Genomic DNA, 15728 nt, shown 5'->3' with positions numbered 1-15728 from the left:
GGCGAGTAGGGCTGGTGGGGTTCATACCCCCTGATGGGGCCGCTGATAGGGGTCTGACCTGCGTTGTTGCCGCTTGTGGGACTTGTTTTGTACCGTGAAGAAACAAAGTGGCTCCGCCCGTACTCCCTGACCGGCGGGCGGGGCCGCCTTGTTCTCTCGACGCGTGTGCGGGTCCCCTTCGCCTTTGGAGTACGCCGATGACGGCCGTGACCGAACTGACCGCCCGAGCCCTCCTCCTGGACATGGACGGGACCCTCGTCAACTCCGACGCCGTCGTCGAGCGCTGCTGGCGCGACTGGGCGGCGCGGCACGGGCTCGACCCGGACGAGGTCATGAAGGTCGTGCACGGCCGCCAGGGGCACGCCTCCATGGCGCTGCTGCTGCCCGACCGGCCCGTGGAGCAGAACCACGCGGAGAACCGCGAGATGCTCGCCCGCGAGACCGCCGACCTGGACGGCGTCGTGCCGGTGCCCGGCGCCCCCGCCTTCATGGCCTCGCTCGCCGGGCTCCCGCACGCCCTGGTGACCTCCGCCGACGTCGCCCTGTCCACAGGGCGCATGGGCGCCGCGCGCCTTCCGATGCCCGCGATACGGATCACCGCCGAGAGCGTGGGCGCCAGCAAGCCGGACCCCGAGGGCTTCCTCAAGGGCGCGGCCGAACTCGGGGTCGACCCCGAGGACTGCGTCGTCTTCGAGGACTCGGGGGCGGGGATCGCGGCGGGGCGCTCCGCGGGTATGCGGGTCGTCGGGGTCGGCCCTCGGGCGGCCGAGTACGGGCCCACCGTGTGCGTCGACGACCTCACCCAGGTCCGGGTCGCCGCCGGGGCGGATGGGGTGCTTCGGCTGTCTTTCGGCTCCCTGTGAGTCTGTGGCTGGGCGCGCAGTTCCCCGCGCCCCTTCGGGGCGCTACGCCTCGGTCTCCGCTTCCAAGGATCTGCGGGTTGCCTTGCCGTAGGCGCCGGGTGGGTCCTGTGTGATGCCTCGGGTCCATTGGTAGCGGGCCACCGCCTGGGCCAGTGAGGGGGTGTAGGCGCCGTCCGCGGGGCCCGCGTACAGCTGTAACTGGCGCAGGCGGTGCTGGAGTTCGGTGACCTCCGGGCCGCGGTCGCCCAGGCGCAGGACGGGCGGCGGGGACGGCGGGAAGGACACGGTGCCGGTGGCGCGGGCCGTCGTGCGCGTCGGGGACGTGGCGGGCGCGTGCAGCGGCCGGGGGGAGTGCGAGGCCGACGGCGTCGGGGACGCCGAGGGCGAGGGCAGCGCGCGGCTCGGCGTCGGGCGGGGCGGCGGACTGTGCACGGGCTCGGCCGACACGCGCGCGGCCGGTTCCTCCGGCGGCGGGTCGTCGTCGGTGCTCGCCGTGGTGTCCGGAAGGGCCCGGTCGGAGCCGCCCCCGTCACCCTCGGAGAGCATGCCGGTGGCGAACACGGCCGCCGAGGCGAAGAGCGCCCCCGCCCCCGCGAGAAGGGTCGTACGGCCCCGGCGGGCCCGTCTGCGGGAGGTCCGCACGGCGCCCCGCTCCCCGGCGGCCCGCGCCGGGTCCCGCCGGGCGGCCGGTGGCGGCGGAGCCGACGACAGGGCCGGAAGCGGCACCTGGGGCTCCGGCAGCGTCACGTACGGCCGGATGCGCAGCGGATCGAAGTCCTCGGCGGCCGCCGCCTGTGCGGAACGGGTCTCGCGCACCGCCTCCGCGGTCTCGCGCGCACATCCGCACGCGGGCGCACCACCCGGCGCACGCGATCTGCCGCAGCGGGGGCAACACGCCCCCACAGGCGTCTCACAGGCCCCTAAGACCGGCTCCTCGGGCCCCATGGGCCTCCCGTGCTGCTCGCTCACTGGGTGCTCCCCTCCCTCGGCGGCCCCGTAGAGCTCCCCAGGAGTATGCAGCCGTACGGCTCAACAGGCCATAACGGGTGACTCGGCCCACGATGGAGAGGAGGAGCACCCGGGGAGGTGTCCATGACGCAGGACGTGAGCGCCCGTCCGTCCGGGCCGGAGCACGGGGCGGGGCCCGGCGAACACGTGTCCGGCAACGTACTGGTCTCCATCGGCGCGCTGCTGCTCGGCATGCTGCTCGCCGCCCTCGACCAGACCATCGTCTCGACCGCTCTGCCGACGATCGTCAGCGACCTCGGCGGCATGGAGCACCTGTCGTGGGTCGTCACGGCGTATCTGCTCGCCGCCACGGCGGCCACCCCGCTGTGGGGCAAGCTCGGCGACCAGTACGGCCGCAAGAAGCTCTTCCAGCTCGCGATCGTGATCTTCCTGGCGGGTTCGGCGCTGTGCGGCGCCGCCCAGAACATGTCCGAGCTGATCGCCTTCCGCGCCCTCCAGGGCCTCGGCGGCGGCGGGCTCATGGTCCTGTCGATGGCGATCGTCGGGGACATCGTGTCGCCGCGCGACCGCGGCAAGTACCAGGGCCTGTTCGGCGCGGTCTTCGGCGCCACCAGCGTGCTCGGGCCGCTGCTCGGCGGCCTGTTCACCCAGCACCTGAGCTGGCGCTGGGTCTTCTACGTCAACCTGCCCGTCGGCGTGGTCGCGCTCGTCGTGATCGCCACCGCGCTGCGCATCCCGGCCCGCTCGGCCCGGCACACCATCGACTACCTCGGCACCTTCCTCATCGCCTCCGTCGCCACCTGCCTGGTGCTCGTCGCCTCGCTCGGCGGCACCACCTGGGGCTGGGGCTCCCCGCAGATCATCGGGCTCGCGGTGCTCGGCGTGGCGCTCGGCGCGTGCTTCGTCGTGGTCGAGCGCGGGGCGGCGGAGCCGGTGCTCCCGCTGAAGCTCTTCCGGGTGCGCACCTTCACCCTCTCCGCCGTCATCAGCTTCGTCGTCGGCTTCGCGATGTTCGGGGCCATGACGTACCTGCCGACGTTCCTCCAGGTCGTGCAGGGCGTGTCGCCCACGATGTCGGGCGTGCACATGCTGCCGATGGTCGTCGGCATGCTGATCTCGTCGACCGCGTCCGGCCAGATCGTCAGCCGCACCGGCCGCTGGAAGGTGTTCCCCGTCGTGGGCACCGGCGTCACCGCGCTCGGCCTGCTGCTCCTGCACCAGCTGAAACCGGACAGCCCGACCTTCGAGATGAGCGCGTACTTCTTCGTCTTCGGCTTCGGGCTCGGCCTCGTCATGCAGGTGCTCGTGCTGATCGTGCAGAACGCCGTCGGCTACGAGGACCTGGGCGTCGCCACCTCCGGCGCGACCTTCTTCCGGTCCATCGGCGCCTCCTTCGGCGTCGCGGTCTTCGGCACGGTGTTCACCAGCAGGCTCGGCGACAAGCTCGGCGCGGCCCTCGCCGGGCAGCAGCTGCCGCCCGGCGTCAGCGCCGACTCGCTCCAGGCGGACCCGCGCGGCATCGCGGAGCTGCCGCCCGGGCTGCGGCCCGGCGCCGTCGACGCGTACGCGAGCTCGATCACCGACGTCTTCCTGTACGCGGCCCCCGTCGCGCTCGTCGCCTTCGTGCTCGCCTGGTTCCTGCGCGAGGACAAGCTGCGCGGCGCGGTCACCGCGCCCGACCCCACCCAGACGCTCGCCAGCAACCCCGTCCAGCGGTCCTCGTACGACGAGGTGGCGCGGGCCCTGTCCGTCCTCGGCTCGCGGGAGGGGCGGCGCGCGGTCTACGAGGACATCACCCGCCGTGCCGGGTACGACCTGCTGCCCGCCGCGAGCTGGCTGCTGCTGCGCATCAGCCGCCACGGGCACGTGGAGCCCGCGACGCTCACCGAGCGCAGCATGGTGCCGCTGACCGTCATCACCCAGGCCGCGCGCCAGCTGGAGGAGCGCCGCCTCGCGGTGCGCGAGGGCCTCGGCCTGCGGCTCGCCCCCGAGGGCCGGGAGGTCGCCGCCCGCCTCGCCGAGGCCCGCGAGGAGTCCCTCGCGGAGCTGCTCGGCGACTGGTGGGGCCCGGGCCGGCCGACGGACCTGCGGCAGCTCGTGGAGGAGTTGGGCGCGGAGATGTGCGGCTCGAACGCCGAGCGCCCGCGGGGCCCGGTGCGTGTCTCACGGCCCTGACGTAGGGCCGTGCCGCCTGCGCGCCTCTCCGTGCCGGGCCGTCGGCCGACTGCGGGTTCGTTGTGGCTGGTCGCGCAGTTCCCCGCGCCCCTTACGGGGCGCTCCAGGTCCGCGCCCTATACGGGGTGCTCTAGGCCTGCTTCGGGGACGCCTGCTGGACGACCTCGAAGGACCAGACCTGGTTGCCCGTCGCGGCGGGCTTCGGGCGGTCGCCGCCGCCCTGGTGGGCCGCCTTCATCGGGCCCTCCATCCACGCCTGGAAGGCCGCCTCGTCGCGCCAGCGGGTGTAGACCAGGTAGTCGTCCGTGCCTTCGACCGGGCGGAGCAGCTCGAACCACTCGAAGCCGTCCGAGTTCTCGACGGTGCCCGCGCGGGACGCGAAGCGCTTCTCCAGGACCTCGCGCTGCTCGGCGGGCACGTTCAGGACGTTGATCTTCACGATACTCATGCGGCCATCCTCGCCTACGGCCTCGTCAGCGCGGCGTGAGGCCCCCGGCACGGGTCAGCCGGCGTGCCGATCGCGCCACTCGCGCGCCACCTCGTCCACGTCGTACGGGCGCAGCCCGAGCGGCGGCCCCGGCGGGGGCCTGCGCAGCGCCTCGCTGATCTTCTCGTTCAGCTCGGTCACCAGGCGGCGTGCCACGCGCTCGGAGGGAGCGTCGGCCGCGGCCGCGAGGACGTCCTCCGCCTCCTTGCGCAGGGCCAGCGTCGGCGACAGGACGGACATGCCCTCGCGGGCCAACTTCCGCTTGACCCACCACAGTTCGTCGTAGGCCGCGTTCGCGTCGTCGGGCAGGGGCTGGCCGCGCCCCGGCAGCGCGGCGAAGTCCCCGCGCTCCTCCGCCTCGCGGATCTGCCGGTCGATCCAGGACTCGAAACTCACACCGGGTGGTTTCCGCTCCGTCATGGGTCCATTGTCCCGAAGGCGCTCGGGGGCGGCGAGGCTAGGATGCGCGCGAGTGTCCGAAACCATGGGGGTGCGGAGATGCTGGAGCTCACGATGGCCACGGTGTCGGGTGCGGACGCGGGCGCGACCGCGGGCATGACGATGGCGGAGGCCCCCAGCGAGCCGGGCGCGGTGCTGCTGGTCGGCCGCGACGGCAGCGTGTGCGGCCTCGTGCCGCCGCAGGACTGGCTGTTCGTCTCCCGTACGCACCTGGAGTTCCGCTGCGGCCCCGACGGCACCTGGACCGTCACCTGGCTGCGCGGCTCCCAGCCGAACCCGGCGTCCGAGGTCCGTCTCCTGGCCCACGGGGCGGCGACGCCGCTCGCCTACGGAGGGGCGGCGCCGCTGCCGCGGGGCGGCTCCGGCGAGATCGTCGTACAGGACCGGTCGGGGCCGCGGAGCGTGAACGTGGGCTTCTACCACGAGGGTTGAGCCCCGCCCCGGCGCAGGCTCAGGACCGCACCCGGGCCAGGGCGAAGCCGTCGTAGCCCTTGGCGCCCACCGTCTGCACGGCCGTGCCGTCGAGGTCCGGGTGGCTCGCCATCAGCTCCAGGGCCTCGCGGGTGCCGCGGATCGCCGGGTCGTCCGACGCGGCGTCGGCGACCCCGCCGCCCCGGACCACGTTGTCCAGGACGATCAGGCCGCCCGGCCGGGTCAGCTTCAGGGCCCACTCCAGATAGCGGGCGTTGTTGGCCTTGTCCGCGTCGATGAAGACGAGGTCGAAGGGGGCGGCGCCCTCGGCGTGCAGCGCGGCCAGGGAGTCGAGGGCGGGGCCCGTGCGCACCTCGGTGACCTTGTCCAGGCCCGCGTGGGAGAGGTTGGCGCGGGCCACGTCGGCGTGGGCCGGCGCGAACTCCAGGGTGATGAGGCGGCCGTCCGCGGGCAGGGCCCGGGCCAGCCAGATGGTGCTGTAGGCGGCGAGGGTGCCGATCTCCAGGATGCGCCTGGCCGGGGTGAGCCGGGCCAGCAGGTGCAGGAGCTTGCCCTGAGTGGGGGTGACGCTGATCGGGGGCAGGCCCGCGCTCTCGCCTGCGCGCAGGGCATGGGTGAGGGCCTCGTCCTCGGGGACGAGGAGGTCCGCGAAGTAGGTGTCCACGGTGGTCCAGGCGGGGTGGGCGGTCACAGGGGGCTCCTCGGTGCGGGGGTGGCGTGGGGCGGTGTGCCCTGCCGGTGGGCTCCCCCGTCCGGCACCACCCCAAAACCAGCGGCACCGCCCCGCGCGGCCGCGCGGGGTCAGGCCCCCGGCTCGATCGCGGGCGGGGAGCCCGGCAGCGGGCGGCCCGCGGACTCCGTCATGCGCCAGACGGCGAAGCCGCCCACGACGGCCGCGGCCATCATGTAGTACGCGGGCATCATGACGTCCCCGGTGGCCCCGATGAGCGCCGTGACCACCAGCGGAGTCGTACCGCCGAAGACGGACACGGAGATGTTGAAGCCGATGGACAGCGAGCCGTAGCGGACCTTCGTCGGGAAGAGGGCCGGGAGGGCCGACGGCATGGAGGCCGTGAAGCAGACCAGGAGCAGGCCGAGCGCCGCCATGCCGAGGCCGATGGCCCACAGGGAGCCGTCGCGGATCAGGAGCAGGGCGGGGACGGACAGGACGAAGAAGCCGGCGCAGCCCGCCGCGATGACGGGACGGCGGCCGACGCGGTCGGTGAGCGCGCCGACGAACGGCTGGGCGCACATCATCAGGGCCATCACGGCGAGCACCACGAGCAGCCCGTGCGTCTCGTCGTACTTCAGCTCGCTGGTCAGATACGTCGGCATGTACGAAAGGAGCATGTAGTCGGTGACGTTGAAGACCAGGACGAGGCCCACGCACAGGAGCAGGGTGCGCCACTGACCGGTCACCATCTCGCGCAGGCCCACCTTGCCGCGGGTGCGCTCGTCGGCGTGCGCCCGCTCCAGCTGGGCCGCGAACGCCGGGGTCTCCTCCAGGCGCATGCGCAGATAGAGGCCGATGAGGCCCATCGGGCCCGCGATCAGGAACGGGATGCGCCAGCCCCAGGACAGCAGGTCGTCGGTCGACAGGAGCGCGGTCATCAGCGTGACCAGGCCCGCGCCGCCGATGTAGCCCGCGAGCGTGCCGAACTCCAGCCAGCTGCCGAGGAAGCCGCGCCGCTTGTCGGGGGCGTACTCGGCGATGAAGGTGGAGGCGCCCGCGTACTCGCCGCCGGTGGAGAAGCCCTGCACGAGGCGGGCGAGCAGGAGCAGGACGGGCGCCCAGACGCCGATCGTGGCGTACGAGGGGATCAGGCCGATCGCGAACGTGCCGGCCGCCATCATGATCATGGTGAGGGCCAGCACCTTCTGGCGGCCCACGCGGTCGCCGAGGGGCCCGAACACCATGCCGCCGAGCGGCCGGATCAGGAAGGCCGCGGCGAAGGCGCCGAAGGTGGAGAGGAGCTGCGCGGTCGGATTGCCGGACGGGAAGAAGACCTTGCCGAGGGTGACCGCGATGTAGCTGTAGACGCCGAAGTCGAACCACTCCATCGCGTTGCCGAGTGCGGCCGCCTTCACGGCGCGCTTGACCAGCGCCGGGTCGGTGACGGTGGGCTCGGGGGCCCGCGCGGCGCCGGGTCCCGCGGGGGACGGCGCCGACTGCTTGCTCACAGCGACGGTGGTGGCGTTCGGCAAGGGCTCGCTCGCCTGCCTTTCGATCGACGACAAGGACACAAGTCGACGACCATAGGTGTAAGCACCATCATTACGGAGAGTGGTTATCTCGTGTCATAGAGATGTAAAAGTGGGTGTACGCAGCTCAAACGGATCAAGATGGTCCAGTGCGGACATGGCGGCTTTGTGATCTATGTCGCCTCCTGGGCCGGGAACCGAACCTCAGGGGGCGAAGAGTCCTGTGAAAGATGGGGTGTCCCTTGTCGCGCCCGGCGCGGGCCCCGTACGGGCCGGCGCCGCGGACCCCGACCCGGTTGGGCACCGCGGCCGGAAAGCCGGTAGAAAGCGGTGTGGCTGCCAGGTGAAGTGGGGGTTGCGCGCGTCTCCCCCAGGGGCGTGCGAGCCTCTTCGGGTGAGAGCACGGATCACCGGGCACGGTGACCGAGGATGACGGATGGGGCGGGAGGGCCGACAGGGCGTGGCGAATGTTGAGCACAGGGGACCGGGAAGCGCCATGGGCGCGGGGACGTCCGGCTCGCCCAAGGCGCGCGTCGAGGCGATCCGCGTCGCCCTCTGGCTGATCGCCGCCGTCCTCGCGGTCCGGCAGGCCGCCGTGGTCCTGCGCACCCCCAAGGGCGAGCGCCTGACCGACCTGGAGACCTGGATCGGGCCGAACGGCGTGCTGCACGTGAAGGGCTCGCTGTACGACGCGGACAAGTTCACCGGCACCCCGTTCGCCGGGCTCGTCCTCAAGCCCTTCGCCAGCTCCGCCGAGCAGGCGCTCGGCTGGGCCTGGACCTTCGGCACCCTCGGGCTCGTCGTCGCGCTCGGGCTCGTCGCCGCCCGCGCCCTGCCGCAGCCCGTCTCCCGGCGCACCTCACTGCTCGCGGCGCCCGTCGCCATCTGTCTGCTCATGCTGTCCCTGCCCGTGCGCAACACGCTGCACCTGGGGCAGACCAGCATCATCCCGGTCCTGCTCGTGCTGCTCGGGTGCTTCGCCGTCCGGGGCGAGCGGGCCAGCGGCATCCTGATCGGTGTCGCCGCCGCCCTGCAGCCCGCCGTGCTGCTCTTCGCGCCGCTGCTGTGGTTCACCGGCCGCAGGAAGGCCACCGCGTCCCTGGGCCTCACCTTCGCCGGTCTGACCGGGGTCGCCTGGGCGGCCCTGCCGCACGACTCGACGACGTACTGGGCGCACCACCTGGCGGGCGCGGGCCTCGGCGCGAACCCGGACGCCAACGCCAACCAGTCGCTGCACGGCGCGCTGCTCCGCTTCGGCCTCGAAGGGCCGCTGGAGATCGGGCTCTTCCTGGCCCTCGGCGCCGCCGTCGCCTTCGTCGGCCTGCGCCGCGCCGTGAAGTACGCGAAGGACGGGCAGCTGCTGCTCGCCGTCGCGCTCACCGGCTGCGTGGCCGTCGCCGTGTCCCCGACGAGCTGGCAGCACCAGCTCCTGTGGCTGCTGCTCGCGGTCGTCGGCCGCGTCGGCAGGCGCGCGTCCGACCGGTACGTGTGGCCGATCGCCATCGTCCTGGTGATGACGCTGCCGTCGAAGATGATGCTGCCGAACATGTCGGCCCTCGATCCGCTGCGCGACAACGTCGTCCTGCTCGCCGCGCTCGCCTCCGCCCTGATCGTGCCGTTCCTGTCCCGGACGGCGCCGGAGTACCAGAAGCCGATCCCCACCTCGTACGCCGATCCCGTACCGGCGCGGTGGAAGTGGGTGCCGCTGTTCCCGTTCTGGCGGCGCGTGCTCACCCGGCCGAACCTGCTGCTCGAACTGCTCCTGATCCGCGTCGGCTACTCCGCCTACCAGCAGACCCGCCTCGCCGCGACCGGCGGCACCATCTCCGGCGGCCGCGAGCGGGCCGAGGCGCACGGCGAGCAGATCCACTCCATCGAGCAGTTCCTGCACATCGACATCGAGCACTGGTTCAACCATCTGACGGCGCGCACGCCCTGGATGGAGAGCTTCTTCAACTTCTACTACACGTCGTTCCACTTCGTGGTGCCGCTGAGCGTCCTCGCGATCCTGTACCTGCGGCGCCCCGCCCAGTACCGCTGGGCGCGCTCCGCCCTCGGCTTCGCCACGCTGCTCGCGCTCGTCGGCTTCTGGGGCTACCCGCTCGCGCCGCCGCGGCTGATGGAGGACCTGGGCTTCATCGACACCATCCACGGCCCGCAGGACTTCTCGCAGCCGGACTACGGCACGCTGACGAAGCTCACCAACCAGTACGCGGCAATGCCCTCGCTGCACTTCGGCTGGTCCCTGTGGTGCGGTCTGACCATCGCGATCCTCGCGCCCAAGTGGTGGATGAAGGCCCTCGGCCTGCTGCACCCGTTCTTCACGGTGTGCGCGATCGTCGGCACCGGCAACCACTGGGTGCTCGACGCGGTGGGCGGCGCGGCGGTCGTCGGCGCGGGCTTCGGCCTGACGTACCTGCTCCAGGGGCCGCGGGTGAAGGAGGTCCTGAAGCTCGGGTCGCTGACACCCGGGGCCGGAGCCCCGCAGCTCGCGACGGCGGGCCCGCCCGCGCAGGCCACGGCGCCGGACCGGATGAGCAAGGCCGCGCCCGGGTCCGGGAGCGGCACGGCGGGGAGCGGGGACGGGCCCGAGCCGCCGGGCGGATCGGAACCCGTCAGCAGTTCGCGGGACGCGCCGGGCGACCGTACCCCGAGCTGATCGTGTAGGTGCCGGGCGCGGGCACGGTGAGCCGGGTGAAGTCGCCCTCCTTCGCCAGACACGCGCCCTCGGCCCGCAGCCACGGCGAGTACACGACGCGCACCGTCACAGGCCCCCGCTCCGGGACCCGCACCACCACCTCCGTACTGGAGGAGCGGACCACGGAGGCGGGGGCCGACGCCATCGGGACGGCGTTCTTCACCCGGAAGACCTGCCAGTGCTTGCCCTTCCACGCCGGCTCCAGCCACTCCGGGCGGCTCCTGACGAGGGCGGCCTCGTCCACGGCAGGGCCGTCCGGGCGCCCGGAGGGCAGGACCACGAAGCCGACCGCCCACTTGTCGAGCCAGGCCCGGTAGGTGGTGGCGGAGAACGAGCCGTCGTAGAAGAGGCGGCCGCGCTCGATGTCGAGCTGGCGGTTCCAGCCGCGCGCCATGTTCACGTACGGGGCGAGCGCGGTGGCCTCGCGGTGGTTGCGGGCCGGGACCACCTCGACGCGGCCCCGGTCGGCGCCGAGCCGCTCCAGGGCGCTCACCACGCCGTGCGTGTCGGTGGCCCACGCCGGGACGACCGTCGACACCTCCAGGTCGTCGGCGGTCTTCTGCGCCACCCACGCCGTCGACAGGACGAGCGCCGTGACCAGCGCGAGACGGCGCATCGCCGAAAGGGCCGGGGTCAGCAGGGCGGCGAGCAGCAGGGCGGGCGCGACCAGCTCGGCGAGCCGCTCCACGTTCGTGCCGATCGGGGAGGGGATGAGGTACGTCAGGACGGTCCCGGCCGCGTACACGCCCGCGGCCCGGCGCAGCACCCGCCACTCGCGCGGCCCCGCGACGATCAGGACGAGGCTGAAGAAGACCGGTGGGAACACCCGGTCCGCCCACATCAGGTGCTCGCCCTTGAAGGGGAAGAGCACGGTCGTGACGCCGACGACCACCACGGGCGGCACGAGCAGCGCCAGGGCCCGGCCCCAGTCCCGTACGAAGAAATGGCCCGCGCCCGCCACGAGCAGGAACAGGCCCGCCACCGGGGACGCCATGGTGGCGAGCGCCGAGCACAGGACCGCGACGGCCGTGCGCCGGGTGCCGCACAGGGCGAGCACGGCGCCGAGCCCGAAGGCGAGGCCGAGCGCGAACGTGGTGCGCCCGGAGGCGACGTTGCACCACACGGCGAGCGAGGCGAGCACGGCGGGGGCGAGCGGGCGGCGCACCCCGGCGCGCTCGATGAGCCGCGCGACCAGCCAGGCACCGGCGACGCCGGAGAGCACGGTGACGGTCTTCACGCCGAGCGCGGCCATCAAGTACGGCGAGATCACGCTGTAGTTGGCGGTGTGCATGCCGCCGTACCAGAACAGGCTGTACGCGGCCGTGCCGTGGTCGTCCGCGAAGCGGGCCCAGGCCTGCTGCGCGGCGAGGTCGCCGCCGCCGGTGGCGAGGAACGCGGCCCAGACCGCGTACAGCGGAAGCGTGGGCGCGGTGGCGAGGACGGGGACGCGGTGGCGCCGGTAGAAGGAACGGAAGGCTCGGAAGGGATCCTTCCGGTCGGTGGGTGCGCTGCTGCCGGTGGGAACGATCGAGAGGTCGGCAGAGACCACGGTCACCGTTTCCGTTCGAAGTCTTGAGGCTCTTGAAGGGCGGCGTACACCTCCCAAGACGCTGTACATGACGAAAACGTTGGCGCGTTCTGCCGATCACGTGAACATATGGCGGAATTCCACGGACGGTTCGGGGTGGGTTCGGGGCGGTACGGCCAGGGGAGGCAGGGGCGGAGCGTAGGGGATGGGCCCCTGCCTCCCGTGGGGCCCGGTCAGCGGGTGCTGACCTGGAGCTCCTTGACCCCGTTGAGCCAGGCCGAGCGGAGGCGGCGCGGGTCGCCGGCGAGCCTCAGGTTCGGCATCGCCTCGGCGACGGCGTTGAAGATGAGGTCGATCTCCAGGACCGCGAGGGACTTGCCGAGGCAGAAGTGCGGGCCGCCGCCGCCGAAGCCGAGGTGGGGGTTCGGGTCCCGGGTGATGTCGAACGCGCCGGGGTCCTCGAAGACCTCGGGGTCGTGGTTGGCCGAGGAGTAGAAGATGCCGACGCGGTCGCCCCGCTTGATCCGGGCGCCGCCCAGCTCGGTGTCCTCGGTGGCCGTGCGCTGGAAGGAGACCACGGGCGTGGCCCAGCGCACGATCTCCTCGGCGGTGGTCCGGGGCCGCTCCCGCTTGAACAGCTCCCACTGGTCGGGGTGGGTGAGGAAGGCGTGCATGCCGTGGGTGATGGCGTTGCGGGTGGTCTCGTTGCCCGCGACGGCGAGCAGGATCACGAAGAACCCGAACTCGTCGGAGGAGAGGTTCCCCTCGTCCTCCGCCGCGACGAGCCGGCTCACGATGTCCTCGGCCGGGCACTCCTTGCGGGCGACGGCGAGGTTCATCGCGTACGAGACGATCTCCATGGCGGCCTCGGTGCCGACCTCCTCGGTGATCGCGTACTCCGGATCGTCGTACGCCGCCATCTTGTTGGACCAGTCGAAGATCTTGGAGCGGTCCTCCTGGGGGACGCCGATCAGCTCGGCGATGGCCTGGAGGGGCAGCTCGCACGCGACGCCGGTGACGAAGTCGAACCCGCCGTCGGGCCGCGCGCCCTCCAGGGCGGTGCGGGCGATCCCGTGGGCGCGCGTGCGCAGGGCGTCCTCCAGGGACCGGATGGCACGGGGCGTGAAGCCGCGCTGCACGATCTGGCGGACCCGGGTGTGCTCGGGCGGGTCCATGTTGAGCATGATCAGCTTCTGGGCCTCGATCTGGTCGCGGCTGATCGTCTCGTTGAAGCGGATGATCGCGGTGTTGAGGTTCGAGGAGAACAGCTCGGGGTGCGTGGAGACGTGCTTGACGTCGGCGTGCCGGGTCACGGCCCAGTAGCCCGTGTCGTCGTAGCCGGATATCCCGCGCCGCTGCGCCACCCAGCGCACCGGCTCCACCTGCCGAAGGCGCGCGAACTCCGGGAAGGGCACGCGGTCTTGGAGGACGTCCGGGTCGGTGAAGTCGAACCCGTCGGGCAGCGCGGGGCAGGGCATCGGGAGCTCCAGGCGGTCGGCACGGGGGTGTGCGGCTGCGCTTGAACTGGTGGTGCGGCGTGGTCTGGGAGTGCGGGGGGCCGGTGGTGCTGTCCGGGGGTGCGGTCTGACGGGGCATCAGGAGATGGCTCGACCGTAGTAACCGGTTCTACAAGTGGCAAGGCTCGCGGGGGAGTTCGTTGTGTGCGCGGTGGGCCGGGTTGTGTGCACACCCCTTGCGGGACGGGGGTGGGGCTCAGCAGACTGCTGACCGGAACTAGAACGCGTACTAGTTCTCGCGTGCGACGCGGGCGGGGCGCCGGGACGCCCTGCCGCATCCGGAGGAGAGGACGAGATCGTGGCCGCCGAACCTGTCATCGTCGAAGCCGTACGCACCCCGATCGGCAAGCGCGGAGGAGCCCTCGCCAACCTCCATCCGGCCTACCTCCTCGGCGAGACGTACCGCGAGCTGCTCGGGCGGACCGGCATCCACGCCGACTGCGTCGAGCAGATCGTCGGCGGCACCGTCACGCACGCGGGCGAGCAGTCCATGAACCCGGCGCGCACCGCCTGGCTCACCATGGGCCTGCCCTACGAGACGGCCGCGACGACCGTCGACTGCCAGTGCGGTTCGTCGCAGCAGGCGAGCCACATGGTCGCGAACATGGTCGCGGCGGGCGTCATCGACATCGGCATCAGCTGCGGCGTCGAGTCCATGTCGCGGGTGCCGCTGGGCTCCGGCAGCAAGCACGGTCCGGGCAAGCCCTTCCCCGACGAGTGGAACGTCGACCTGCCGAACCAGTTCGAGGCCGCCGAGCGGATCGCGCGCAAGCGCGGCCTCACCCGGCGGGACGTGGACGCGCTGGGGCTCCTCTCCCAGGAGCGGGCGGCCGCCGCGTGGGCCGAGGAGCGCTTCAAGCGGGAGACCTTCGCGGTCCAGGTGCCGACCACCGAGGAGGAGCAGGCCGCGGGGCAGGGCATGTGGCGGCTCGTGCACCGGGACGAGGGGCTGCGCGACACCTCGCCGGAGGCCCTCGCCGGGCTCAAGCCGGTCATGCCGACCGCCGTGCACACGGCGGGCAACTCCTCCCAGATCTCCGACGGGGCCGCGGCCCTGCTGTGGGCCTCCAAGCGGATGGCGCGGGCCCTGAAGCTCAGGCCGCGCGCACGGATCGTCGCGCAGGCCCTCGTGGGGGCCGATCCGCACTTCCACCTCGACGGGCCGGTCGACGCGACGCGGGCCGTGCTCGGCAAGGCCGGGATGTCCCTGCGGGACATCGACCTCGTTGAGATCAACGAGGCCTTCGCCTCGGTCGTGCTCAGCTGGGCGCAGGTGTTCGAGCAGGACCTGGAGAAGGTGAACGTGAACGGCGGCGCGATCGCGCTCGGGCATCCCGTGGGCGCGACCGGGGCGCGGTTGCTGACCACGGCGTTGCATGAGCTGGAGCGGCGTGACAAGGAGTTCGCCCTGGTGACGATGTGTGCGGGGGGTGCGGTGGCCACGGCCACGATCGTGCAGCGGCTGTAGCCCGGCCTTCATCGGCGCTCCGCGCCTCGTCCTCAAACGCCGGACGGGCTGAATGGTGCCGGTGCGGACCGCATGTCGTCCGCGGACCGCGGACCTGTGCGGAGCCGCAGACGAGATCCAGCGTGCACCGGAGACTTTCAGCCCGTCCGGCGTTTGAGGACGAGCGCGCAGCGCGATGAAGGGGCGGGTGGGCGGGGAAGAGCCGCGCAACGCGAAAAGGCGGCCACCCCCGCCGAGGGGGTGACCGCCTTCGCTGCTCGAGGCCCAGGGGCCAGGCTCAGTACCAGCCGTTGGCCTGCCAGTGGCTCCACGCGCCACAGGGGCTGCCGTAGCGCTCCTTCATGTACGAGTGGCCCCACTTGATCTGGGTCTCGGCGTTGGTCTTCCAGTCGGCGCCGGCCGAGGCCATCTTCGAGCCGGGCAGGGCCTGGACCAGGCCGTAGGCGCCGGACGAGGAGTTCGTGGCGGTGACGTTCCAGCCGCTCTCGTGGGAGACGATCTTGTCGAAGCACTGGAACTGGCCGGCGTCGCTGATCACTCGCTGCGCCACGGCCTTGGCCGAGTCGGACGCCGGTGCGGCCTGAGCGGGGGCCGCGGCGAAGACCATGCCAGTGGTGGCGGCGGCGAGGACACCGCCGACGAGGGCCTTCTTGGGCGTGATGCGGCGGAGGAGCGTGACGGACACAGAGGACCTTCCGGTCGGGTACAGGACGGTCGCGGGCGCTTGCCGCGCCGGCTCCGTGGGAGCGGGGGCAATGCGTCGGCGCCGAGGCCGTGAGTGGCCGGTCGGCGCCGTGCGACTCATCCAGAGAAGCAGGGCTGTTACGCCGCCGCAATGACCCCTCTTACTAGTGGCACTCGCACCGAGGACGAAGGGCCCCGGTGTGATCTGGCTCTCAATCCGCAGGTCAGCGCGTAGATTGGCGTGTA

At 72.5% G+C, this 15728-nt stretch carries 13 protein-coding genes; 5 read left to right on the top strand and 8 right to left on the bottom strand.

All coding sequences use genetic code 11. The features are described 5' to 3' along the window. The first annotated feature begins 197 nt into the window (after nucleotides 1-197). On the top strand, nucleotides 198-863 hold the full coding sequence (locus tag CP982_RS13685; protein WP_150510783.1) for an HAD family hydrolase: 666 nt from the start codon (nucleotides 198-200) through the stop codon (nucleotides 861-863). A gap of 42 nt (nucleotides 864-905) precedes the next feature. Here CP982_RS13685 and CP982_RS13680 read toward each other — a convergent pair whose 3' ends face one another. Beyond that, nucleotides 906-1679, bottom strand: coding sequence for a peptidoglycan-binding domain-containing protein (locus CP982_RS13680; protein WP_229878902.1), 774 nt, complete (start codon nucleotides 1677-1679; stop codon nucleotides 906-908). Between the two features lie 276 nt (nucleotides 1680-1955). Here CP982_RS13680 and CP982_RS13675 point away from each other — a divergent pair, with 276 nt between their 5' ends. Further along, nucleotides 1956-4007: an MFS transporter gene (locus CP982_RS13675; RefSeq protein WP_150510782.1), complete on the top strand. Its 2052-nt coding sequence runs from the start codon at nucleotides 1956-1958 to the stop codon at nucleotides 4005-4007. Nucleotides 4008-4137: 130 nt separating this feature from the next. Here the strand turns inward: CP982_RS13675 and CP982_RS13670 are convergent, their stop codons facing one another. After that, nucleotides 4138-4455, bottom strand: coding sequence for an antibiotic biosynthesis monooxygenase family protein (locus CP982_RS13670; protein WP_150510781.1), 318 nt, complete (start codon nucleotides 4453-4455; stop codon nucleotides 4138-4140). A 54-nt stretch (nucleotides 4456-4509) separates the two neighbouring features. After that, on the bottom strand, nucleotides 4510-4914 hold the full coding sequence (locus CP982_RS13665; RefSeq protein WP_150510780.1) for a DnaJ family domain-containing protein: 405 nt from the start codon (nucleotides 4912-4914) through the stop codon (nucleotides 4510-4512). A gap of 78 nt (nucleotides 4915-4992) precedes the next feature. Here CP982_RS13665 and CP982_RS13660 point away from each other — a divergent pair, with 78 nt between their 5' ends. Further along, nucleotides 4993-5385, top strand: coding sequence for a hypothetical protein (locus tag CP982_RS13660; RefSeq protein ID WP_030678808.1), 393 nt, complete (start codon nucleotides 4993-4995; stop codon nucleotides 5383-5385). Between the two features lie 19 nt (nucleotides 5386-5404). On the opposite strand, the gene CP982_RS13655 is transcribed toward CP982_RS13660, so the two are convergent. Both CP982_RS13655 and proP read right to left on the bottom strand, forming a co-directional pair. After that, nucleotides 5405-6076: an O-methyltransferase gene (locus CP982_RS13655; protein ID WP_150510779.1), complete on the bottom strand. Its 672-nt coding sequence runs from the start codon at nucleotides 6074-6076 to the stop codon at nucleotides 5405-5407. A 110-nt stretch (nucleotides 6077-6186) separates the two neighbouring features. Beyond that, nucleotides 6187-7566: a glycine betaine/L-proline transporter ProP gene (gene proP, locus CP982_RS13650; protein ID WP_184925050.1), complete on the bottom strand. Its 1380-nt coding sequence runs from the start codon at nucleotides 7564-7566 to the stop codon at nucleotides 6187-6189. Between the two features lie 481 nt (nucleotides 7567-8047). On the opposite strand from proP, the gene CP982_RS13645 reads away from it, so the two are divergent. Beyond that, a complete protein-coding gene (locus CP982_RS13645) occupies nucleotides 8048-10246 on the top strand; it encodes a bifunctional glycosyltransferase 87/phosphatase PAP2 family protein (protein WP_372503354.1) in 2199 nt (732 codons plus the stop codon). On the opposite strand, the gene CP982_RS13640 is transcribed toward CP982_RS13645, so the two are convergent. Continuing rightward, a complete protein-coding gene (locus CP982_RS13640) occupies nucleotides 10203-11840 on the bottom strand; it encodes an MFS transporter (protein WP_150510777.1) in 1638 nt (545 codons plus the stop codon). The genes CP982_RS13645 and CP982_RS13640 overlap by 44 nt on opposite strands. 206 nt (nucleotides 11841-12046) lie before the next feature. Next, nucleotides 12047-13291 carry a cytochrome P450 gene (locus tag CP982_RS13635; RefSeq protein ID WP_150510776.1) on the bottom strand — a complete coding sequence of 415 codons (1245 nt, stop codon included), beginning with the start codon at nucleotides 13289-13291 and terminating at the stop codon, nucleotides 12047-12049. A 337-nt stretch (nucleotides 13292-13628) separates the two neighbouring features. Here CP982_RS13635 and CP982_RS13630 point away from each other — a divergent pair, with 337 nt between their 5' ends. Continuing rightward, nucleotides 13629-14798 (top strand): steroid 3-ketoacyl-CoA thiolase, encoded by a 1170-nt coding sequence (locus CP982_RS13630; protein WP_150510775.1) that lies wholly within the window; start codon nucleotides 13629-13631, stop codon nucleotides 14796-14798. 277 nt (nucleotides 14799-15075) lie between these two features. Here CP982_RS13630 and CP982_RS13625 read toward each other — a convergent pair whose 3' ends face one another. Beyond that, nucleotides 15076-15483 carry an aggregation-promoting factor C-terminal-like domain-containing protein gene (locus tag CP982_RS13625; RefSeq protein WP_229878904.1) on the bottom strand — a complete coding sequence of 136 codons (408 nt, stop codon included), beginning with the start codon at nucleotides 15481-15483 and terminating at the stop codon, nucleotides 15076-15078. Between the last annotated feature and the right edge of the window lie 245 nt (nucleotides 15484-15728).

The sequence above is a fragment of the Streptomyces spectabilis genome (assembly GCF_008704795.1).
Lineage (GTDB): Bacteria > Actinomycetota > Actinomycetes > Streptomycetales > Streptomycetaceae > Streptomyces > Streptomyces spectabilis.
The sequence above is the reverse complement of the archived record's forward strand: the minus strand, read 5'-3'. Positions and strand labels throughout refer to the sequence as shown.